This window comes from uncultured Alistipes sp., assembly GCF_963931675.1.
Taxonomy (GTDB): domain Bacteria; phylum Bacteroidota; class Bacteroidia; order Bacteroidales; family Rikenellaceae; genus Alistipes.
Genome location: NZ_OZ007039.1, coordinates 1,360,604 through 1,381,538 on the forward strand (window position 1 = coordinate 1,360,604; position 20,935 = coordinate 1,381,538).

At 53.4% G+C, this 20,935-nt stretch carries 18 protein-coding genes, 1 tRNA gene and 1 pseudogene; 7 read left to right on the top strand and 13 right to left on the bottom strand.

Annotated features, from left to right (window positions below; translation table 11 throughout):
* The first annotated feature begins 61 nt into the window (after positions 1–61).
* The 3 genes from ABGT65_RS05830 to ABGT65_RS05840 all read left to right on the top strand — a co-directional run bounded on the left by ABGT65_RS05830 (position 62) and on the right by ABGT65_RS05840 (position 5,973).
* Positions 62–2,605, top strand: coding sequence for a TIM-barrel domain-containing protein (locus ABGT65_RS05830; RefSeq protein ID WP_346700496.1), 2,544 nt, complete (start codon positions 62–64; stop codon positions 2,603–2,605).
* 14 nt (positions 2,606–2,619) lie between these two features.
* Positions 2,620–3,627 (top strand): family 43 glycosylhydrolase, encoded by a 1,008-nt coding sequence (locus ABGT65_RS05835; protein ID WP_346700498.1) that lies wholly within the window; start codon positions 2,620–2,622, stop codon positions 3,625–3,627.
* 90 nt (positions 3,628–3,717) lie between these two features.
* A complete protein-coding gene (locus tag ABGT65_RS05840; protein WP_346700500.1) occupies positions 3,718–5,973 on the top strand; it encodes a glycoside hydrolase family 3 N-terminal domain-containing protein in 2,256 nt (751 codons plus the stop codon).
* A 125-nt stretch (positions 5,974–6,098) separates the two neighbouring features.
* On the opposite strand, the gene ABGT65_RS05845 is transcribed toward ABGT65_RS05840, so the two are convergent.
* The 9 genes from ABGT65_RS05845 to ABGT65_RS05885 all read right to left on the bottom strand — a co-directional run bounded on the left by ABGT65_RS05845 (position 6,099) and on the right by ABGT65_RS05885 (position 13,847).
* On the bottom strand, positions 6,099–7,388 hold the full coding sequence (locus ABGT65_RS05845; protein WP_346700501.1) for a folylpolyglutamate synthase/dihydrofolate synthase family protein: 1,290 nt from the start codon (positions 7,386–7,388) through the stop codon (positions 6,099–6,101).
* 15 nt (positions 7,389–7,403) lie between these two features.
* Complete coding sequence (lnt, locus tag ABGT65_RS05850) at positions 7,404–8,993, bottom strand: apolipoprotein N-acyltransferase (protein WP_346700503.1); 1,590 nt, start codon at positions 8,991–8,993, stop codon at positions 7,404–7,406.
* A gap of 90 nt (positions 8,994–9,083) precedes the next feature.
* Entirely contained in the window at positions 9,084–9,467 is a 384-nt protein-coding gene (locus ABGT65_RS05855; RefSeq protein ID WP_346700505.1) for a hypothetical protein, read from the bottom strand.
* Positions 9,468–9,662: 195 nt separating this feature from the next.
* Positions 9,663–9,734, bottom strand: a tRNA-Thr gene (locus ABGT65_RS05860).
* A gap of 324 nt (positions 9,735–10,058) precedes the next feature.
* Entirely contained in the window at positions 10,059–11,222 is a 1,164-nt protein-coding gene (locus ABGT65_RS05865; protein ID WP_346700507.1) for an IS4 family transposase, read from the bottom strand.
* Between the two features lie 135 nt (positions 11,223–11,357).
* Positions 11,358–11,516, bottom strand: coding sequence for a hypothetical protein (locus ABGT65_RS05870; RefSeq protein WP_346700508.1), 159 nt, complete (start codon positions 11,514–11,516; stop codon positions 11,358–11,360).
* Positions 11,503–12,084, bottom strand: a complete 582-nt coding sequence (locus ABGT65_RS05875) for a zeta toxin family protein (RefSeq protein ID WP_346700510.1) — start codon at positions 12,082–12,084, stop codon at positions 11,503–11,505. The genes ABGT65_RS05870 and ABGT65_RS05875 overlap by 14 nt, the downstream gene beginning before the upstream one ends.
* 24 nt (positions 12,085–12,108) lie before the next feature.
* The gene (locus ABGT65_RS05880) at positions 12,109–12,522 is read right to left on the bottom strand and encodes a hypothetical protein (protein WP_346700511.1); all 414 of its coding nucleotides are present in this window, start codon (positions 12,520–12,522) and stop codon (positions 12,109–12,111) included.
* A gap of 161 nt (positions 12,523–12,683) precedes the next feature.
* A complete protein-coding gene (locus tag ABGT65_RS05885; protein WP_346703061.1) occupies positions 12,684–13,847 on the bottom strand; it encodes an IS4 family transposase in 1,164 nt (387 codons plus the stop codon).
* 617 nt (positions 13,848–14,464) lie between these two features.
* Here ABGT65_RS05885 and ABGT65_RS05890 point away from each other — a divergent pair.
* The gene (locus ABGT65_RS05890) at positions 14,465–15,298 is read left to right on the top strand and encodes a hypothetical protein (RefSeq protein ID WP_346700513.1); all 834 of its coding nucleotides are present in this window, start codon (positions 14,465–14,467) and stop codon (positions 15,296–15,298) included.
* A gap of 141 nt (positions 15,299–15,439) precedes the next feature.
* Positions 15,440–15,976 carry a hypothetical protein gene (locus ABGT65_RS05895; protein ID WP_346700515.1) on the top strand — a complete coding sequence of 179 codons (537 nt, stop codon included), beginning with the start codon at positions 15,440–15,442 and terminating at the stop codon, positions 15,974–15,976.
* A gap of 61 nt (positions 15,977–16,037) precedes the next feature.
* Here ABGT65_RS05895 and ABGT65_RS05900 read toward each other — a convergent pair.
* Positions 16,038–16,202, bottom strand: a pseudogene (locus tag ABGT65_RS05900) (tyrosine-type recombinase/integrase); the annotation flags it as partial.
* A gap of 287 nt (positions 16,203–16,489) precedes the next feature.
* Between ABGT65_RS05900 and ABGT65_RS05905 the strand changes: the two are divergent.
* Both ABGT65_RS05905 and ABGT65_RS05910 read left to right on the top strand, forming a co-directional pair.
* Positions 16,490–17,719 carry a site-specific integrase gene (locus tag ABGT65_RS05905; protein WP_346700517.1) on the top strand — a complete coding sequence of 410 codons (1,230 nt, stop codon included), beginning with the start codon at positions 16,490–16,492 and terminating at the stop codon, positions 17,717–17,719.
* A gap of 33 nt (positions 17,720–17,752) precedes the next feature.
* Positions 17,753–18,967 (top strand): tyrosine-type recombinase/integrase, encoded by a 1,215-nt coding sequence (locus tag ABGT65_RS05910; protein WP_346700519.1) that lies wholly within the window; start codon positions 17,753–17,755, stop codon positions 18,965–18,967.
* A 329-nt stretch (positions 18,968–19,296) separates the two neighbouring features.
* Here the strand turns inward: ABGT65_RS05910 and ABGT65_RS05915 are convergent, their stop codons facing one another.
* From ABGT65_RS05915 to ABGT65_RS05925, 3 genes are all read right to left on the bottom strand, one after another.
* Positions 19,297–19,593 carry a helix-turn-helix domain-containing protein gene (locus ABGT65_RS05915; protein WP_346700521.1) on the bottom strand — a complete coding sequence of 99 codons (297 nt, stop codon included), beginning with the start codon at positions 19,591–19,593 and terminating at the stop codon, positions 19,297–19,299.
* A 66-nt stretch (positions 19,594–19,659) separates the two neighbouring features.
* Positions 19,660–19,971 (bottom strand): helix-turn-helix domain-containing protein, encoded by a 312-nt coding sequence (locus ABGT65_RS05920; protein ID WP_346700522.1) that lies wholly within the window; start codon positions 19,969–19,971, stop codon positions 19,660–19,662.
* Positions 19,962–20,300: a DUF3408 domain-containing protein gene (locus ABGT65_RS05925; protein ID WP_346700524.1), complete on the bottom strand. Its 339-nt coding sequence runs from the start codon at positions 20,298–20,300 to the stop codon at positions 19,962–19,964. The genes ABGT65_RS05920 and ABGT65_RS05925 overlap by 10 nt, the downstream gene beginning before the upstream one ends.
* Positions 20,301–20,935: the final 635 nt, after the last annotated feature.

Genomic DNA, 20,935 nt, shown 5'->3' on the forward strand with positions numbered 1-20,935 from the left:
CGGATACTGATACCGAGAGTTCAGAACAGATTATAAAAACTACGGACATAAACACATGTACATGAAGAAATCATTTTTAATACTGGTAATTTGCCTGGTGCAGACTCTGCAAGCACAAAATCTGCAGAAAAATATCGCCTACGAGGATGAACACGTACGGTTTACTGTCATTGCCGATGGGGCTGTGCGGCTGGAATACGCCCCTGACGGAGAGTTCGTCGACGCCAAGTCGTTCGTGGCCGTGGAACGGGAGTATCCTGCTGCGGAGTATAAGGTGAAAAAGGGCGCGTGGATCGAGATCTCAACTCCGAAGATGATCCTGCGCTACAAAAAGAACTCGGGCCCGTTCACGGCCGCGAACCTCTCGATTCGCTCGCCCAAAGGTGCCGCCGTGCCCTTCGTCTGGAAGCCGGGCACGACGCAGAAGGGCAACCTCAAAGGTACCTACCGCACGCTGGACGGTTACGACGGCGACACCTATATTTACGATGAAAACCACCCGAAGATACCTCTCGAAGACGGATTGCTGGCCACTGACGGTTGGACGCTCATCGATGATTCCGTAAATTTCCTTTTCGATGGCAACAGGGAGTGGGAATGGGTGAAAAAACGCCCCGAGAACGACAGCCAGGATTGGTATTTCCTTGCCTATGGACATGACTACAAGTCCGCATTGAGGGACTTCACACTCTTTGCCGGCAAGATTCCTTTGCCGCCGCGCTACGCTTTCGGATACTGGTGGAGCCGTTACTGGACCTACTCGGATAAGGAACTGCGCTCCCTGGTGAACAAATTCCGGGCCTATGACATTCCGTTGGATGTGCTGGTGATCGACATCGACTGGCACTATCTCGAAGGCGACCGCGGCGGCTGGACAGGCTGGACGTGGAACCGCAATCTCTTCCCCGACCCGCAGAAGTTCCTCGCATGGCTCGACGAAGAAGGTCTCCGCTCGACGTTCAATCTCCATCCGGCCGACGGCGTGAGGTGCGGTGAGGACAACTATGCCGCCATAGCGCGGGATATGGGTATCGATCCAGCCTCGAAGCAGACCGTACCGTGGGTTTCGTCCGACAAGAGATTCATCAGCAGTATGTTCCGCAACATCCTCTCGCCCATGGAAAAAGACGGTGTGGATTTCTGGTGGCTCGACTGGCAGCAGTCTCTCTACGACGCAAAACTCGAAGGATTGAGCAATACCTGGTGGCTCAACTATGTATTCTTCAGCAATATGGAACAGAATCGCGCAGTACGTCCGATGCTCTATCACCGCTGGGGCGGACTGGGCAACCACCGCTATCAGATCGGCTTCTCGGGCGACACATCGATCTCGTGGGCTTCGCTCGACTTCCAGCCTTACTTCAACTCCACGGCTTCGAACGTGCTCTACGGCTATTGGAGTCACGACATCGGCGGACACCACATGGCCGACCGGATCGACCCCGAGCTCTACATCCGCTGGATGCAGTTCGGAGCTTTGAGCCCTATTCTGCGTACACACTCCACGAAGAGCGGAGTATTGAAAAAAGAGGTGTGGAACTTCGCTCCCGAATATGCCGACATTCTGCGTCACGTCATTCGGCAACGTTATATGCTTGCACCCTATATCTACACCATGGCCCGCAACGCCTACGAAACGGGACTTTCGCTCTGCAGACCGATGTATTACGACTGGCCCGAAGTCGAAGAGGCTTATGCGTTCCGCAACCAGTACATGTTCGGCGAGGATATTCTCGTCGCGCCGATCACCGCTCCGGGCAAAGACGGTTATGCGGCCTTGAAAGTATGGCTGCCCGAAGGCGAATGGTATGAGTGGCAGACCGGGACATTACTCACGGGAGGCCGCGTCGTAGAGCGTTCGTTCGCACTGGATGAATATCCGGTTTATGTCAGGGCCGGGGCTGTCCTGCCCATGTATAATGATACGGTGAAGAATCTGAATGCGAATGACGAAGAGGTCGTGCTGACGGTTTTCCCCGGCGGCAACGGCGAATTCTCGATGTACGAAGATAATGGCGACGACAAGAATTACGCCACGGAATTTGCCGTTACGCCGCTCCGTTCCATGCGTGAAGGCAACACACTGACGGTCTCCGTCGGGAAACGTACCGGAACGTACAAGGATATGCCTGCAGCGCGGAAATTCTCGGTAAAAGTGCTCGCATCGACGGCTCCGGTTGCGGTAACGGTGAACGGAGCGAAAGCAGACTGGGCGTATGACGGCGATGATTTCTCGCTCATAGTCGACATTCCCGAAACGGATTGTGCCGCAGAAAAGGTCGTATGCATCAAATATGACGATACGGAAGTCGATTTCAACGGTCTGTCTGCAGCAGCCCGCCGTCTGGCGCGTGCGATGGAAGAGTTCAAGTACGCCGTGACGGACAAGCCGTGGGACATTTCGTGGCATTACTCGTACACGGATGAATTCGGTCCGATGGGCGTGTTAGGCGAAGCCGTGCAGTACGCTCCCGAGCGTATTCCGGAGTTGGTCGGAGCTTTCCGCAAGGCTTGGGACGACCTGCCGGGCGTCCTCGAACGTCAGGGCCTCTCCCAGGAAGAGGCAGCGTGGTTTCTTACAAAGATCGGCCAACATAAACAATGAAATACAATTCCCATATGAGCCATAAATATATTCTATGTGCATTCGCACTTCTGCTTGCCGCCTGCGGCAACTCCCGGAAGAGCGGCGGACAGACAGCGACCTATACGAATCCCGTCATCGCAACCGATGCCCCCGATCCTTCGGTCATCCGCGCCGATGACGGCAGCTACTACCTCTATGCTACCGGCCACGGCTACTCGATCTTCCATTCCGAAGACCTTGTCGCCTGGGAACGCGTCGGAGCGGCTTTCACCGACCAGACATGGCCCGCGGCAATCCGTAACGGTCGCCGGGGTGATTTGTGGGCTCCCGAGATTTGTCGCATAAATGACAAATACGTGCTTTTCTATTCGCTCTGGTTCGGAGATGTAAAATACAGCGTCATCGGCTATGCCACAGCCGACAGACCCGAAGGTCCCTTTACGGATCGGGGCGTGCTCATCGACAGCCAGCAGATCGGCGTCGAACAGTCCATCGACCAATATTACTACGAGGAGAACGGCAAGTCCTATCTTTTCTGGGGCAGTTTCCGCAACATCTACGTCCTGGAACTCGACGTAACGGACGATGCGCGCATCGCTCCGAAACCCGAAACCAAACGTCTCTTTGCCGGAACGGCTTTCGAGGGTACGAATATCTACAAGCGGGATGGATGGTACTACTTCTTCGCTTCGACGGGCGATTTCGCCGGCGGCGCTGAAAGTACCTACCAAACCGTAGTGGCACGCTCGCGCAACCTGCTGGGGCCCTATGTGGACAGGCAAGGGCGTACGACACTCGACAACGGCTGCGAAGTGATCCTGCGACGCAATGACAAATTCGCGGGGCCGGGTCACAATGCCGGCCTCATAGAGGATGCAGAGGGCCGGACATGGATGTTTTACCATGCTTACGATTGTTCCTGTCCGGAACAGGGGCGTTTGGGAATGCTCGATGAAGTATGCTGGGACGATGAAGGATGGCCCTGCATCGGGAACGGAAGCCCGTCGTTGCATGCAACGGCTCCGTCCGTCGAACAATAGGCGACAGTTCGGTGAAAGCAGAAAAAATCATTTAAATCCGAATATCAGGCAATGACAAGAACCACCATTTTTTCTCTTTTATCTTTGGGCATGCTGGCATGTTCTGCGCCTCAGACCGAGACCGACCGCCGTGTCGAACAGCTGCTCGACGAGATGACCTTGACCGAAAAGATCGGACAAATGGCCCAACTGACCATCGAACCCTTCGTCATAGCTGACGGAACGGGCGGCTTCACGCTCGACACGGCCCTGCTGCGCGAGGCAATCGTGGAGTACGGCGTCGGGTCGCTGCTCAACGTTCCGCTGAGCGAATCCCAGCCTGCCGAGGTGTGGGGTCCTTTCATCGGGGAGCTCCAGCGGATCGCCACGGACGAAACCCGTCTGGGCATTCCCATCATTTACGGCGTGGATCAGGTCCACGGGGGAACCTACACGCTCGGCTCGACGCTCTTCCCGCAGCAGATAGCCCTCGCGGCGACATGGAATCCCGCGCATGCCCGACGCATGGGCGAGATCACGGCCTACGAGATGCGGGCCTGCAACATCCCGTGGAACTTCGCCCCGATCCTCGACCTCGGGGCCGACCCGCGCTTCCCGCGCCAGTACGAAGGTTTCGGCGAAGATCCCTATCTGGGCTCGGTGCTGGGCTGCGAGTTAGTGAAGGGACAGGAGGGTGAAGCGAACGACGTGGACCATCCGGAGCACGTCGCCACATGCCTGAAACATTTTCTCGGCTATTCGGTACCGGCCAGCGGCAAGGACCGCACACCGGCCAACATTCCGTGGAACGCCCTTATGGAGTATCACCTGCCGGCGTTCCGGAAAGCCCTCGACGCCGGAGCGCACTCCGTGATGGTTAACTCCGGAATCATCGACAACGAGCCGGTGCACGCCAGTCGCAGGATTCTGACCGGACTGCTGCGCGAAGAACTGGGCTTCGAGGGAGTAATCGTCACCGACTACGAGGATCTCGAAAAACTGCATGTTCGCGATCACCTGGCCGCAACCTCCAAGGAGGCCATCCGGCTGGGCATCGATGCCGGAATCGACATGGCGATGATTCCGATCGACTTCCGGGGCTTCTGCCGCGACCTGTGCGAACTCGTGGAGGAAGGGGCCATCTCCGAGACACGCATTGACGAATCGGTCCGGCGCATCCTGAAGCTCAAATTCGAACTCGGACTTTTCGAACGTCCGAACACCCTGCCCACAGACTATCCCCGTTATGGTTGCGAAGAGCACCGACAGGCGTCCTACGCGGCCGCTGCCGAGGCGATCACGCTCCTGAAAAACGACGGCGGCCTGCTGCCGCTCAATCCCACCGAGGGCCGAAAGATACTGGTCTGCGGACCCAATGCGCAGAGCCGCAGGGCGTTGTGCGGCGGATGGACCGTCACGTGGCAGGGACACGGCATCGAACGTCACCCCGAGTTGTGCAAGACCCTCGCCGAAGCCCTCGGCGAGCGGTTCGGACGCCGCAACATCGAGGTCATTCCCGGCGTGAGCTATGATGCGCACGAGAGCCGTTACGACACCGAACACCGCGACCGTTTCGATGAAGCTGTGGAGGCAGCCCGGCGGGCCGATGTCGTCGTGCTATGCCTCGGCGAGAACTCCTACTGCGAGAAACCGGGCGACCTGAACGATCTGGCACTCGATCCCCTGCAAACCGAACTGGCCGAGCGCATCGCTGCAGCCGGGAAACCCGTCGTGCTGGTGCTCTCGGAGGGGCGTCCGCGACTGATCTCGAAATTCTCGGCCAAAATCCCCGCTATCGTGCAGAGCTACCTCCCCGGACCGCAGGGGGCCGACGCCGTGGCCGACGTGATTACGGGAAAGGTCAATCCGAGCGGGAAATTGCCCTATACCTACCCGGCGTTCCCCAACTCGCTGGCTGTCTATTACCACAAGTACGCCGACGAACAAAGCAACACCGACGCTACCTACAAGTATGAGGGCGATTACAACCCTGAATTCGTCTTCGGCCACGGACTGAGCTATACTACGTTCGCATACTCCAGGGCGGAACTGACGTACGAGGGCGATGAGATTGTCATTAAGGCCGACATTACAAACACGGGTGACCGTGCCGGTCAAGAAGTCGTGCAACTCTACTCGCGTGACCTCTACGCCTCGCTCATACCCGACGTCAAACGCCTGCGCAGATTCGAAAAAATCGCATTGCAGCCCGGCCAGACCCGTACCGTGGAGTTCCGGCTCACGAAGGAAGACCTCGCATTCTACAACCTTGAAAACGAACGCATCTTCGAACCCGGCGAGTTCCTCTTCGAAATCGGCGCTTCGTCCGCAGATATTCGGGCAACGCTTTCCTTCTCGATAAAATAGAAGGAATAATGAAAAGACACCTGTTTCTATGAACAATTAGGCAAAAAGGGGCTCCGGACCCGGATGTAATCCCTTCCCTCTCCAGGCGCAGTGGGAGACGAATGCTCGCCGCCAATCTCCTGGAATTACAGCACTTCTGCCACGACGTAGGTGCTTCCTCCGATGAAGATCATGTCTTCGGCAGAGGCGAGTTCCCGGGCGCGAACCAGGGCGTCGGCGACCTGCTCGACGGCTTCACCGTGCAATCCGTAAATGGCGGCCTTGGCAGTGAGATCGGCGGCCGGGAGAGCCCGCTCGGAACGGGCCTGCGTGAAGATGTAGTGTGCGTCGTGGGGCAGCAGCGGGAGGATGTGCGCCAGGTCCTTGTCGCGGACGAATCCGATGATGCAGTAGAGTTCCCGGTGTGGCGTCTCCTTGAGTTGTCGGGCGACCCAGGCGATTCCGTGGGCATTGTGTCCGGTGTCGCAGATGGTGAGGGGAGTGTCGGCCAGCTTCTGCCAGCGGCCCATCAGCGCGGTGTTTGCGGCGGCATTTTTCAAGCCTTCGAGATAGGCGCGGCGGGAGATCGTCAGCGGGGTCTCTTCGTGGAGGAAATCCACGGCGGCGGATGCCGTCACGATATTGCGGCGCTGGTAGTCTCCCTGCAGGTCGAGTTCGACCTCGAAGTCCTGATCGTCGCGGGTCCTGCGGAGGCGGAAGTGCTGGTGTTCCCCTTCGGAATGCTGTTCTTCGCAGAGAAAGGCCTTTTCGGCATAGATTACGCGGGACTTGTTGGCGGCAGCGACCTGTTCGAAGACTTCGTTGTAGCGGTTGTCGGCCTCTCCGACGATCACCGGGATGCTCTTCTTGATGATTCCGGCCTTTTCGGCTGCGATTTTCTGGAGCGTATCGCCCAGCAGGGCGGTGTGTTCGAGCCCGATGTTGGTGACGATGCTGAGGATCGGGACGATGATGTTCGTGGCGTCGAGCCGACCTCCGAGTCCGGTTTCGATAACGGCGACCTCGACATCGCTCTGTGCGAAGTAGTCGAAGGCCATGGCTGCGGTCATTTCGAAGAACGAGAGTTCGAGTTCGACCATCTTGTCGTGGTGCTTGTCGACGAAGTTGACGACCTTCTGTTTGGGGATCATCTCGCCGTCGACGCGGATCCGTTCGCGGAAATCGACGAGGTGGGGCGAGGTGAAGAGTCCGGTTCGATACCCGGCCTGCTGGAGCACCGAGGCGATGATGTGTGCGACGGAGCCTTTTCCGTTTGTTCCGGCGACATGGATCGTGAAGAAGTTTCGCTGGGGGTTTCCGATGTGTCGGCAGAATGCGGAGATGCGCTCCAATCCCGGTTTGTATCCCGTTGCGCCCTGGGTTTCGAAGGCGGGCAGCGACTGGAAGAGGAATTCGAGAGTCTGGTTATAGTTCATGACAGCAAGATGGATTTATTTCACGAGATGGTTCCTTCGTTTGACGCGGTAGGCGATGAAGTAGAGCAGCGAGAGCAGCAGGACATACTCGGCGATTCGGGCCAGATAGTCGCCGTATCGGGTGTAGAAGGTTGTTTCGGAGTTGAGCGGCACGGCGGCGGAGAGGACGCCCCGCTTTTCCCATCCGAGGGTTTCGCCGACCTCGCCGCGTGGGGCTATGAATCCGGATTTTCCGGTATTTGCCGAGCGGGCGATGGCGCGGCGGTGTTCGATGGCGCGCAGGCGTGAGATGGAGAAGAGGTGTTTGTATCCGGGTGTGTCGCCCCACCATCCGTCGTTGGAGATGATGGCCATGAACTGCGCTCCTCGCCGCACGAAATCGCCGTAGAAATCGCCGTAGAGGCCTTCGTAACAGATGGCGGGTCCGACCGTGACACCGTTGTGTTCGAATGCCGTGCCGTGGAGACCTTTTCCGATCTGTCCGACGACGCCTCCGAGGTCGATGACCAGGAAGCGCAGCACGTCGAATACCCACGTGGGGGTATTCTCGACGCCGATAACCAGACGTCCCTTGTGGTGGAGCTGCATTCTCCCTGCGGAGTCGAGCCCGACAGCCGTATTGAAGACGTCGTAATACCCGGTTCCGAAGCGGTCGGGCCGTGCCGTTTCGGTCTGGGCCCCGGCGGGATAGCTTCGGATGGTGTTGGTTCCGGCGATGAGCAGGGCGTTCGGATGACGGCTGCGGAGCGAGTCGGTGAGTTGTTCCCAGAATGTCCCCGGGAGTCCGTCGCTCCACGGGGAGTCGCTCAGGGCCGGTTCGCGGTAGTATCCCGGGACGGCGGTTTCGGGCAGCAGGATGAACTGCGCATCCTGCGGCACCTGTGCGAGCAGGTCGAGGATGTTCTGCTTCTGGCGCTCCGCATCGCCGTGGAACTTGTCGTAACAGTCCACGTTGGGCTGGATGATGCTGACGCGGACCGTTCCCTCGTCGGGTTGGGACCAGCTGCTGCGGATGATAAGCGACGCGATGATCGGCAGCCCGACGGCCAGGGCCGGGGCGATCCATTTCCGGAGGTTGCGGCGCTCTTTCCAGGCCTCGAAGATCAGGATGTTGGCCACCAGCACCCAAAGCGAACCTCCGAACACCCCGGTGTATTCATACCATTGTACGGCCCAGACTTCGTGCGAGAACCCGTTTCCGAGGATGAGCCAGGGCCAGGAGAAGTCGCCGACGGTATACCAGTATTCGGTTGCGATCCATGCCGAGACGAGGGTCACGTAGGCGAGGGCCTTGTGCGCCTTTCTGGAGACGGTATGGAAGAGCATGAAGGCGAAGAGGTTCACGGTCGTGGAGGCGAGGGTCGCGGCCACGGGTCCGACGGGCGTTGCGAACCAGATCCACCATACGGTCAGGATGTTCCAGAGGACGAAGGCGAGCGCCGCCCACCCGAACATGCCCCACCATTCGCGTCGGGAGTCTCCGTATGAGTCGCTGATCCACAGCAGGGGTACGAGCCCGGCGAAGAGCGTCATTCCCGAGATCCCGAGCCACCCGGGCGCGAGGAGAATGGCCGATAGGATTACCGCTGCAAATCTGCGCAACATGGAAGGAGATTTTTATGAGCGCAAAAGTAGTCAAATGCGTCCATATTTCAAAATATTTCCCGTTTTCGGAGGGTCCGGGCCGTGAGGGGATTAACGATCCAGCACCTCACGGAAGCGCCGGGGCAGCGCGATGTTCTCCACGGTTTTGGCCGCTTCGAACAACGGGGCGATCTCTTCGGGGGTAAATCCGGCGATTCCGCAGCCGATCTCCGTGACGAGGAAATTCAGTTGGGGATTCAGCCTTGCGAACTCGATGAATTCATCGACATAGGGTTTGATGGTTTCGATGCCGCCCTGCATGGTGGGTATGGCGTAGCTTTGGCCCTGGAGGCCGACGCCCTGTCCCCAGACGGCTCCGAATTGCATGAGGGCCAGGTGTGCGGCTCCTCCGGCGTGCATTCCGGCGAGGTTGCTTCCGAAAACGAAGATTTCGTCGGGTTGGAGGGCGACGATGTGGTCGGGCGATATTTTCATGGGCGTTTTGTTTTTCCAAAGATAGGGAAAAAGGCGATTCGGGGCAATAGTCCGGATGGAATCACTTTGTTTATTTGGATGGGCGCCCGTCGGTTTTATTTTCCGGGCTACGGCTTGTAATGGAAAAACCGCCAGCAAATGGTTTTGCGGCGGTTTTCTTTTGCGTCCCGGGTGCCTTGCGTCCTTGGATTTTCGAGCCGAATCCGAGATTTGAACTCGGGACCCCTTCATTACGAGTGAAGTGCTCTACCGCTGAGCTAATTCGGCTTTCAACTGAAAATTAGCTTGTTACGGCATGGGAAAAAGAAAATTCGGGCGTAATGTGTAACATTATGTGTAACACGGCGACCTGTGTTGTTTGCGGTTAAACAATAGTGAAATGGTTGACTGCTTGATAGATAAATAGATAAAAAGAAACAGGTCTCGCAAGAGGACTTTATTAGTCTCTTTGCAAAGTCTGTCCTCGGAAAAAATTGATAGCTTTTGTCTCTGTAAACAAAAATCCTCGACTGTATGGCCGAGGATATATCTGTTATAATAGATCATATGTGTCCGGTAAAAATCCGGACTAGTTATTATAAAGTATAACAATTAAAATAAAGTAGGTTCGGTAGAACCATCCGGTTCATTGACAATATTGCAGTTAGGTTTACAGAACAGGGTCTTGAGTTCGACAGTGTCTGTAAGTGAGACACTTACAAGCTGAAGCATCTCGTAGATTGACCGTTGGACATCCATCTTCTTCTGGACAATCGCCATCATGCAGTAGGCGGTTACAGCAGTGTAGATTTGGATCCTTACGGCATTCTCGGTCTGCCCCCAGAATTTTTTAACCTTAAGGTGCTGCTTCAGCCATTTGAAGAACAGCTCTATCTGCCACCTGTTGTGGTACAGTTCGGCCACCTTCAACGGGTTTATATTCAGGGCGTTTGTGAAGAAGATGAAAGTCCTGCCGGACTCCGGATCCAGGTACAGTATCCGTCTGATCTTCTCGGGATATTTGCTCATCGTCAGCTGGCCGTCCATATATCCGACGGCATCGGACATGACACCTGCAGGCAGCCTGCGCTTCCATCTCATGGGCTTGAAGTCGTTGTTCTTCTTGCCCCTGACCACGAAGTATGCACCCACGCCGTCAATGGTGAATAGCCTGCCGAAGTCGTTGTATGCACGGTCGAAGATGTAGAACGAGTTCTCCTCATACGGTATTGCATCCATCGCCCTTGTGTCATGGTTTCTGGCCGGTGTTATATGGAAGAATGTCGGGATCTGCGTCTCAATGTCATACAGGGTATGGAGCTTGATCCCTCCTTTCTTCTTTCTGAACAGGGCCCAGCTAAAGACGCTGAGGCACAGGTCGATCGTGCTTGAGTCGAAGGCATATACCTTGCCTCCGAGCTTGAATATCTCGGTCGCCCTGCACTGCCTTGCCTCTACCATCACTCTGTAGGCGAACTCCTCAAAGATACGGTAATCCCGGTTGGCATTGGCATTGGCATCGGCAAGAGTACTCTTTGAGGCGTGTTTCCCGAAGCCCAGATGAAAGGCCTTGTTCGCGTGCGCATGTGTCGCCAGCACAAGATCCCTGAGGCTTTCCCGGTTGGACAGTTGTCCGAACATCATGACAGCCAGTTGGTTCCAGCAGGAAAAGGTCTTGACATACTTGTCTCCGCCATATTTCTTTGATATTCTGAGAAATACAAACGGATCCAAGAAAGATAAAAGTTGAGAGAACACGTATTTTCCTTTATTCATGTGCCATTCTACGATAGTCTGGCAAAGATAAATTCAAATCGTTGCGCTCGTTTTATCTCTGTAAATTCCTAACCTTCAATATTTTCAAAGAACTTTCATGATTTTTTACCGGACACTAGTGATAATAGATATGAATTATTTGAGGTCTTTGGCTTTTATCCGTACAACCTTACCATCACGTACAATCACCAATTCCCCGCCCTCTTTCTTTGTTTTTTCAATCAGGCGTTTACGGGCAAGTAAAATCCCTGCATTAATCTTTTCCTGCATTTGTTTGATTTCAATCTCGCTCATGGTCTGTAATGATTTTATAAGATAACGTATCTTCAATTTGAATAGTTGCATTTTTCTCTCCCGATGCAATGATTTTAATTTCCGCGTCTGCCGAACTATTGTCGTATATCGACCAAAAATCGCAAACGGGTGTATAAAGCATTGTCAAGTTGCGTAGTCCGTTTGCATAACGACGGCGAATTACATCCGATGGTATATTGTGACCACCCTCGCTTACCCGTGTCGCAACGCGCTCGATAGCTTGTTCGGGTGTTGGCAGCCAAAAGTAAAGCAGGGTTACGAAATAACCTTTTGCGTGTGCCCGTTCGATAAACTTTACATAGGAACGGGTTGCCAATGTCGTTTCAAAAGCAAAATCCGCACCCTCTGAAAGTAAATCATCCATGCGTTGCAGCATCAACCGACCTGCCTCGATCGCCACGCTTTCGGGATTGAACGGTGATAGCCCCTTTGCAATCTCGTCTGCATTGACAAACTCTTTGCAACCGAGCATTTCGGGCAACACGGTGTAGGATGCAGTCGTTTTCCCTGCACCGTTGCAACCAGCTATGATATATAGTTTTGGCATATCGTATGAACAAAGATAGGTAATTTATATGAATTGTTCCAAATATTTCTCATTGAAGCCAGCCAGTGAAAAGCGGAACTCTTTTTTGGTTCCATTTTGTGCCGTATAGTTGAACACAATAGTATCGCTGTGGATATGCGCTTCAAAAAGATTGAGCGTATATCCTATTGGTGGAATGGTAATGACATTCGGAAATTTTACGATGTAGGGTCTTTGATTGGACTCTTGAGGTGGTAGTGTAAAATTGAACCCTATTTGTAGAAGACCTCTTTTTAGGAAGGAGATTGTAACGGCTTGAGTAGGGTCTATATCGAGTTCAAGGAAGTAGTAGAACTCTACGGGCGTGGGATTGTCTTTTCTACGTCCTACAAACAGGCATATTCCATCAAGATCATAGGATATGGATTTGGCAACATAGGAGATTTCAATATCATTCAATATCTCTGTGCCCGTTTGTCAATCTGTTATCGGTGTTTTTCTTTTCATTTTAGCTAAAATTTGTATTGTGATTAAATCTTTGATTATGATGTAAATATACGAAAAATTAATGAAATATGCAAGTACATTAGCGTCCCGTTAAAATGGGACGAGTTAAACAATTAATCAAAAAGCCCCGGAATCAGGGGATCATTTAGATCTTTGACATCATTGAAATTAGTCTTGTCGAACAGGTCACGCAAGTGGGTTTTGTCAGTCAATGATATGCTGAAAATTTGTAAAACTTCATAGGTTGAACGTTTCAACTTCATATCATGTTGGACAATAGCCACAAGACAGTACGTGATAATAGCCACACTGATTTGTATGCGAACAGCGTTCTCTGCTGTGCCCCAGAATTTCTTTATCTTGAGATGCTGCTTGAGCCATTTGAAGAACAGCTCGATTAACCATCTTTTCTTATAAAGATCGGCGACATCCAGTGCAGAAAGTTGTTTTGCATTCGTCAAAAAAGTGAACTCACGGTCATCCTCTTCGTCGTAATATCGGACGAGTCTGAATGACTCAGGATATTTTTTCTCGGAGAGATATCCGGTCAGTTTCACTTCCGCATCTGTCATTATGTTCTTTGGCATTCTTCGCTTCCATCTGACTGTCTTATACTTTAAGTTCGTCTTGGCTCTGACAACAAAGAAAGAGTCTGTAAGATGTATCCTATAGAGTTCTTTAAAGGAGTCATAAGCCCTGTCGAATATATAATAAGCATTTGGTTCATAATGGATTGAAGACATTGCTGTGGAATCATGCTTTGATGCAGTGGTTACAGTATAGAAGGCAGGAACTTGTGCTTCAATGTCGTATAAGACATGAGCTTTCACCCCTCCTTTCTTGCTTCGGAACTTTGCCCATGGGAATGTTGCAAGACACAACGGAATCGTTGTTGAATCAAACGCATATTTCTTTCCGGAAATGTCAAGGATGTTGGTCGTCCGCTTCTCGCAGGCTTCCTTCATCATATAGAATGCAAAGCCTTCGAAGATTCTGTAATCACGGTTCTGGTTCGCTGTCGCAAGAGTTGTCTTGGCTATCGGTTCACGTCCTAAACCAAGATGATATTGCTTGGCCCTATGCGCCTCGAAAGCAACGATTAAGTCTCGCAGACTCTCACGGTTACTCTGTTGTCCAAACATCATCGCGAGCATCTGATTCCAGCAAGTGAAATGTTTCACATATCTGTTGCCATCATACTTGCGAACATAGTTGTTGAACTGAGTCCTGTTCAGAAAAGCGGTTAATTGAGAGAATACGTATTTGTCTTGGAACATAGCAGCCATTTGTATTAGACTGCAAAGTTGCAAAATCAAGTCCGTTTCATTTCAAAAAACCGTGTAATTGACTATATTTCAATAATTTCAAAGAACTATTTATCCACTTTTACGGGACAGTAGTGATCTTCCATATTTTTTAATCCTGTAATAGTACTTATATAGGAAATATCCATTTCGCACTCAAAAAATGTGGAAAGGCAGCGCAAAAGAAAGAGCAGATAATGTCTGCTCTCCATGAATGAACTCAATTTGTATCGAATGGAATGTAGTACCTCGGAATTGCCTTGCAAAGATACAAAAAGTTCAACCAAAAGTCAAGTAATTGACTGATATTTTGAGATAATTTTCAAGAATAAATTCCGACGCAGAATACCATCGAATCGACCGACAAGAACACATAGGCAGACCTCGTTCAAAGCCTCATATAATTGGAATCGCACCTACATTTTGTTCTAAATATCCTATAAAATATGTTTTTTTGATCTAATAGACTTGTAGGATATTGTTTCAGAGGTCAAACAGAACAATTTTACATGCTGTTTTGTTCTGTTATTCCTCTGTTTGCTACTCTTGCAGACTTTCATTATCTTTGAGTAACCGAAAACTTTACGATTATGGGCTATACGATTCCTCAAAATTGGAACGATGAAGCTATGGAATATGTTAATAGACTGACTGACAAAATCAATGTCGGTTGGGATGGCGAGAACTATTACCTCAGCGAATGGAATACTCAATTTCTGGGTCGATTGAAAGACAAGATGATTGCCCCATCATTCAAGTATGAAGCATTCCTCGATAACGAAGATATTATTGCTACAATAGAGGGTTATGAATTGGATGTTGAAAAATTCTGGTTTGCTCTGCTATACATCTACGACATTACGATGGATTTTGGAATAAATGCAGCAGACGCCAGCAAGACGGATTACGATATATTGGTTGAAATTGAAGATTATCTGGAGAATCATCCACAAGCTGTTCTTTACCTGTCGGACGATAAGGAGATTCGCAAAAGCTACCGTTATGAAACCAATAGCCCTGTGATATTGCAAAATCTACGTCGTTTCGTAAGGCAAGAACTGGACAAATACCAAGAACCTCCCCAGTTAAAGGTGTGGACAGAGGATATTTTGCAAAGAAATTACACGGAATCGTTAGGTGCGGCCCAACAGCAGGTGTTGATGTACAAACTATTCAAGGTGTTGTTCGACCTACTCGGCCTGCCCGATTTAAGAGCCAAGAAAGGCGAGACCGTATCGTACAGTAAAATGCTTCTTATCTCCCGCATCATCTATTTCTGTCGATTGACGACCAATGAATCCTTTACGGTGGACAGTTCCTCGCTGAAAGGTATTCTTAAACAGTATGGAAATTTCAATTTCAACCAACGGCATCCCAAGACTTATGCAGGTGGTTTAATTCTCCCCAAAGAGGAGGGTGAGTAAATCGGCCTGTGTTTTACTCTCTAAAATCTGAAAATTTTGCCTGCATCTTTGCAGTGTCAAGCCGAACGGATGACCTGCAACCCCTCGGGCAAGGCAAGCAGCATAACTAACGCCCCTCCGTAACAGGAGTACTTAAAAGATATGGCAAATGCTATCATTCCCGCAGCCGAGGTCGCTGCAAACGTCGAGAACAAGAACAACGCCGTTAAAAACACACTCAAGATGGAACGCCGCCGCGAGTACAACACCAACAAACGGCACGAGATTCCCGCCCTGTGGAAAGTGCTGGGAAAGGCTCGGCCCGTGTTCACGGTGCAGATCAGCAAGACCAACGAGGTAAAGGCCAGCTGTATTCAGCGGTTCATGCCTGCCCTCTATGCCGATGAGAATCTGTTTTGGGTCGAGTTCATGGAGCAGGTAAACATCCTTTTGGATAGCCGACGGTTCTGCCGCGAGTGTAAGGCACTGGGTTACCAACCCGAGAACGTAGCCGAACACGTGGTATTCCTCGGTAGTGCACCCATGAGAAAGGTACTGCGTGAGGGTGTGCAGAACACGCTGGGCGCGTCGATTCAGTTCTACAAGGAACGCTTCTCGCCTGTCGAAGCTGACAATTACCGTGAGGATCCAGATGGGCAAATTGTAGGTCGACCTGTAAAAGACGAGGCAGCGGCATAACATCTGCCTGCCATAGTGAAAGAAATAGGGGCTACGGAACAATCCGTAACCCCTATTTTATTCATAACAAATGTTGCATGGCCTCATCGATTTGCGAGTTCTCGAATGAATCGAGGTAGATTTGCGTGGTCGAGAGGTCGGAGTGTCCCAACGATTCGGAAATCAGAGCCACGCTTACTCCTGACCGTTTCAGGACGGTTGCGTATGTATGGCGCGCGCAATGTGAAAAACACGTCCAGACGGCATTTTGCAGATGGAGGCAATGGAGACGTAACTGGTTTGGAATGAGATGATTTTCCGTTTTCGGGGAAGCAGTCAACCGCACATTGTATCGATCCAACCGTTACCATACCGTTACCCGTATCGTTACCTCGGCGTCCACAGGTAACCGGCAGCAATTGACAGACTTCCGCACGGCGTTTTATTCTCTGAATCACCGGTTTTTGCATAACGATGAACGCCTTTAGTCACGGTATCTTTGCCCAGAGCAGGGAACCCTAAAAACCAGTCGTTATGAAAGAAGTCAGTTGCAAGGTTTTGCTCTACCTGAAAAGGAGCTCCCAGACCGCTTCGGGTCAGGCCCCGATCATGTGCCGCGTGACGGTCGGCCGATCGATGGTGCAGTTCAGCAGCAAGCTCACCTGTACACCCGCGTTGTGGAATGTCCGCGAGCGGCGCCTCAGCGGCAAGAGCCGCGAAGCCGTGGAGACCAACGCTCGGATCGAGAAGCTGCTGCTCGGAATCCATGAGGCCGTCAAGAGCCTCTCGACCCGCCCGGGAGGGTTCGATGCCGAGGCGGTCAAAAACCAGTACCAGGGCAGTCTGGAGACCCGCATGACCCTTCTCCGCCTGCTGGACCGCTACATCGAAGGACTCCGCAGCCGGGTGGGTATCGACTGCGCCCGAACCACGCTGAGCACCTACGTCTACACGCGACGCTCGCTGGAGGCATTTATCCGCCGAAGGTTCGGACTCCCGGACCTTGCCTTCGGACAACTGAACGAACAGTTCATCCGCGAGTATCAGGATTTCACGCAGACGGAGCAGGGTTACGCCCTGCAGACGGTGCGCCACTACCTGGCCGTGGTGAAGAAGATCTGCCGCCTGGCCTTCAAGGAGGGACACTCCGAGAAACTGCATTTCGCCTACTACAAGCTGCCCCGACAGGTGGAGACGACACCCAAAGCGTTGAGCCGCGCCAGCTTCGAAAAGATCCGCGATCTGGACATTCCCGCACAGCGACGGTCGCTCTCGCTGAGCCGCGATCTCTTCCTCTTCGCCTGCTATACGGGCACCTCCTATGCGGACGTTTCGCGCCTGACCGGAGAGAACCTCTACACGGATGAATCGGGCGCCTTGTGGCTCAAATACCGGCGGAAGAAGACCGACTACCAGGCCCGTGTAAAACTGCTTCCCGAGGCGCTGGTCCTGCTCGACAAATACCGCGATGCGGAGCGGGAGACACTCTTCCCGCACCAGTCGGCCGACGTAGTGAAGGCCAACATGAAGGGACTTCGGGGCCTGACCGGTATCCCGGAGGCGCTGACCTACCACGCCGGGCGGCACAGCTTCGCCAGTCTGATCACCCTCGATGAAGGGGTTCCGATCGAGACCATCAGCCGGATGCTGGGCCACAGCAACATCCAGACCACGCAGATCTATGCACGCGTCACGCCCCGGAAACTCTTCGAGGATATGGACCGGCTGATCGCCGCCACAAGCGACCTGAAACTCATCCTGTAAACCCGTTTATTCATCGTTCAAATCCTTTCTACCATGCGAAGTACCTTTCGAGTCTTCTGTTATATCGATCGCCAGAAGGTCCGGGCGGACGGCACGACAGCCGTCTGGTGCCGGTTGAGTATCGACGGCAAGCGTGCCGTACTGACAACGGGCCTCTATTGCCGGCCCGAGATGTGGGATCCCCGCCGCGGGGAGATCCTTTCACCCCGGGAGAACAACCATCTGGAAGCCTTCCGCCAGCGGGTTGTCCGCACCTACGAACAGATGCTGGAGGAGCAGGGCGTGGTGAGCGCCGCAATGCTGAAGGAGCGGCTTGTCGGGCGCCATCCGGTTCCGACGACCTTGCTGGCGACGGGTGAGGCGGAACTCGAGCGGCTGGCGCGCCGTGCCGAACGGATCGGCTCGTCCTCCACGTGGAGGGAGTCGCGCCTCATGCAGGGCAACCTGCGGCGCTTCCTGCAAAGCCGCGGCGAGGAGGATCTCCCGCTGCGGGATCTGACCGAGGCATTCGGGCAGGCCTTCAAACTCTACCTGAAGAGCTCGCAGCAACGCAGCCCCTCCTACGTCAATCGCAGCCTGACCTGGCTCAACCGACTGGCCTATATCGCCGTCGACCGGGAGATCCTGCGATGCAACCCGCTGGAGGATCTCCCGTACGAGAAGAAAATCCCGCCGCGCCATCGGGCCATCAGCCGCGAGGATCTGCAGCGCCTGCTGACACACCCGCAGGCGGATCCGCGGCTGGAGCTGATCCGCCGGATGTTTCTCTTCTCCTGCCTGACGGGACTTGCCTATGCGGACATGCAGTCGCTCTACCCGCACCACATCGGACAGACCGCCGAGGGTCGGAGCTACATCCGCAAGCAGCGGGTCAAGACCCGCATCGAGGCCTTCATCCCGCTGCATCCCATCGCCGAGCAGATCCTCGCGCGCTACAATCGGACGGACGACACGCAGCCGGTCTTCCCGTTGGGACCACGCGACGGAATCTGGCACGACATCCACCAGCTGGGCATCATCGTCGGCATCCGGGAGAATCTTTCATACCACCAGAGCCGCCACAGCTTCGGCACGCTGGCCATCTCCGCCGGGCTTTCCATCGAGAGTATCGCCAAGATGATGGGACATGCGAACATCTCCACCACCCAGGGCTACGCACAGATCACCGAGCAGAAGATCTCCGAGGATATGGACCGCCTAATCCGCCGCCGCGCACGACGGCAGGGCGAATCCCCGGCGAAGATGTAGCGATTTCCCGACGACGACTGACTCCCGGAGATCCCGAGGCCGGCCGTCGTGTTTGTTTCGGCTTCTTTTCATCCGGCAGCAAGGTAATGGACCGGAGCGAAATGCCAACCTCATGCCCGAGGGGTTTTCCCGAGTAGAAGCCTCCGCAGATGGAGATGCACCCCGGGGAAAAAGGTTGTCGTATTCGCTCCGGCCCGTTTTTGGAGATGCTACCGATGAAAAGGAGAAAAACAACGAACAGCTACATTGTGGGAGCTCAGTTGTTCATCTTCCCTTTCCCTTCCCGCCTTCTGTCTGTTCCGTCTTGTTGCCTCCGTCCTGCCTCTCGTCTATCGGAACTCGTTGCGATACCCCTCCTCCAGCATCCGCTCGACATCCGAGGAGCGGTAGAGGATCTTGCCGCCCAGCTTGATGTAGGGAATCCGTCCTTGATTGCGGTAATCCTGTAAACTCCGGCGGCTGATCTTCAGCCGCTGCGAAAGCTCCTCGTCCGTATAAAAACTTTCTCCGTCCAACGAAGACTTGCGCTTCGAAAACAACGCCTCCAACGCCTTGGAAAGACGCTCCAGCGCCTGGAAGTACGAGCGGATCCGCTCGTCATGCTCCGTAATCAATTCATTGCCCATTTTCCGTCTGTTTTAAAAGAGATCCGGCCCGACACCACCACGAGGTCATGATCCGGCTCCCGCTGTTTATACCCTGTTTCTGCGCTTCTGGTCGTGCATGCGCCGTGCTTCCAGCACCGCAAGGAACGACCGCACATCTTCTGCCCGGTAGTAGATCTTGTGGTTGATCTGCGTGTAGGAGAGCGACCCGTTGCCGCGAAGGGTCTGCAACGTCCGTTTGGAGATATTCAGCAGCTGGCAGACCTGCTGGTTGTCCAGCCACGGCTCCGGCTCGCCGATGCGGTGCGCATGGCAGAGTGCGTCCATCCGTCGGGCGAACTCCTCGAACCGCGCGAGCATCCGCTCAAAGGTTCGGGATTCTACATTGACTATTCCCATGTCAGTGTCGTTTTAAGATCCCGGGAAAGCGACTGGATCCGATTGCGGCACCAGACCGTAATCTCCTCGTCAAAGCTTGCGAAGTGATGTTCCAGCACGCGGTCCAGATAGCTGTACATCGAGATCTTGTCGTCGTCGAGGAGTCGCACGATTCGCAGGATCCGTTGGTGAAACTCCGGACGGACATAAATGGCCTTGCCGTGGAGAGCCGCGGTCTTAACCGGCAGTAGGAAGAGGCGTTCGTAGTTGGAGACTTTTCTCGATAAAGTCCCGGAGTCGAGGGATGCCGTTCGGCTGTCGCCCCGAAGTTCATTCTTCTGTTCTTGCATAATGATTGGCTTTTAAGGTTTCGGAAGCGAATATAGGGGCTTCAAAGACGTTTCCTCCACTATCAGCGCTCTATGGCAGTGGTTGGCGTCGCTGTGGCACAGGTTGGCGTCGGGGAGAGTCCAAAATAGCGTATTGGGAGACATTCCTTTGGCGTGCCAAACAGAAAATCTGGCATTCTGCTTTTGGGCGGACTGAAGAAGGAGATTGCCAGTCCGACAAGGGAGGTATTGGCAGCCCTAATACCTCTGTATCCTCAACATAAAGTCCCCTACAGACATCGATAGATCAAAGGAACAAGAGATCCGCAACCCAAGGTATCATGAACTCAGGGAAGCAAGACATCAAGGGCTCTTGAGGCCAAGAGAACATGACGCCAGGAGACCATGAAGCCATGAGTCCAAGACCTCAACAGGGTCTGAGTTCCAGATCTCAGGACTTCATGAGGCCCAGATATCAAGAACTCCAGAGGTCATGAGTTCTTGACCTCTGTAGCTCACGAGTCCAAGAGCTCATGATTTCGGGACATCAGGGGTTCTTGACGTCTGGAGATCAAGACGCCAAGACTTCGAGCTCTGTTGATTTCTTGGGATCACTATTTCATGATGGATTGAGTTCAAGATTTATTCATTCCGTT

What these genes read in the sequence shown, in the direction of transcription:
- ABGT65_RS05830 (WP_346700496.1), top strand. Translation starts at nt 62, where the DNA reads ATGAAGAAATCATTTTTAATACTGGTAATTTGCCTGGTGCAGACTCTG.
- ABGT65_RS05835 (WP_346700498.1), top strand. Translation starts at nt 2,620, where the DNA reads ATGAGCCATAAATATATTCTATGTGCATTCGCACTTCTGCTTGCCGCC.
- ABGT65_RS05840 (WP_346700500.1), top strand. Translation starts at nt 3,718, where the DNA reads ATGCTGGCATGTTCTGCGCCTCAGACCGAGACCGACCGCCGTGTCGAA.
- ABGT65_RS05845 (WP_346700501.1), bottom strand. Translation starts at nt 7,388, where the DNA reads ATGAACTATAACCAGACTCTCGAATTCCTCTTCCAGTCGCTGCCCGCC.
- lnt (WP_346700503.1), bottom strand. Translation starts at nt 8,993, where the DNA reads ATGTTGCGCAGATTTGCAGCGGTAATCCTATCGGCCATTCTCCTCGCG.
- ABGT65_RS05855 (WP_346700505.1), bottom strand. Translation starts at nt 9,467, where the DNA reads ATGAAAATATCGCCCGACCACATCGTCGCCCTCCAACCCGACGAAATC.
- ABGT65_RS05865 (WP_346700507.1), bottom strand. Translation starts at nt 11,222, where the DNA reads ATGAATAAAGGAAAATACGTGTTCTCTCAACTTTTATCTTTCTTGGAT.
- ABGT65_RS05870 (WP_346700508.1), bottom strand. Translation starts at nt 11,516, where the DNA reads ATGAGCGAGATTGAAATCAAACAAATGCAGGAAAAGATTAATGCAGGG.
- ABGT65_RS05875 (WP_346700510.1), bottom strand. Translation starts at nt 12,084, where the DNA reads ATGCCAAAACTATATATCATAGCTGGTTGCAACGGTGCAGGGAAAACG.
- ABGT65_RS05885 (WP_346703061.1), bottom strand. Translation starts at nt 13,847, where the DNA reads ATGTTCCAAGACAAATACGTATTCTCTCAATTAACCGCTTTTCTGAAC.
- ABGT65_RS05890 (WP_346700513.1), top strand. Translation starts at nt 14,465, where the DNA reads ATGGGCTATACGATTCCTCAAAATTGGAACGATGAAGCTATGGAATAT.
- ABGT65_RS05895 (WP_346700515.1), top strand. Translation starts at nt 15,440, where the DNA reads ATGGCAAATGCTATCATTCCCGCAGCCGAGGTCGCTGCAAACGTCGAG.
- ABGT65_RS05905 (WP_346700517.1), top strand. Translation starts at nt 16,490, where the DNA reads ATGAAAGAAGTCAGTTGCAAGGTTTTGCTCTACCTGAAAAGGAGCTCC.
- ABGT65_RS05910 (WP_346700519.1), top strand. Translation starts at nt 17,753, where the DNA reads ATGCGAAGTACCTTTCGAGTCTTCTGTTATATCGATCGCCAGAAGGTC.
- ABGT65_RS05915 (WP_346700521.1), bottom strand. Translation starts at nt 19,593, where the DNA reads ATGGGCAATGAATTGATTACGGAGCATGACGAGCGGATCCGCTCGTAC.
- ABGT65_RS05920 (WP_346700522.1), bottom strand. Translation starts at nt 19,971, where the DNA reads ATGGGAATAGTCAATGTAGAATCCCGAACCTTTGAGCGGATGCTCGCG.
- ABGT65_RS05925 (WP_346700524.1), bottom strand. Translation starts at nt 20,300, where the DNA reads ATGCAAGAACAGAAGAATGAACTTCGGGGCGACAGCCGAACGGCATCC.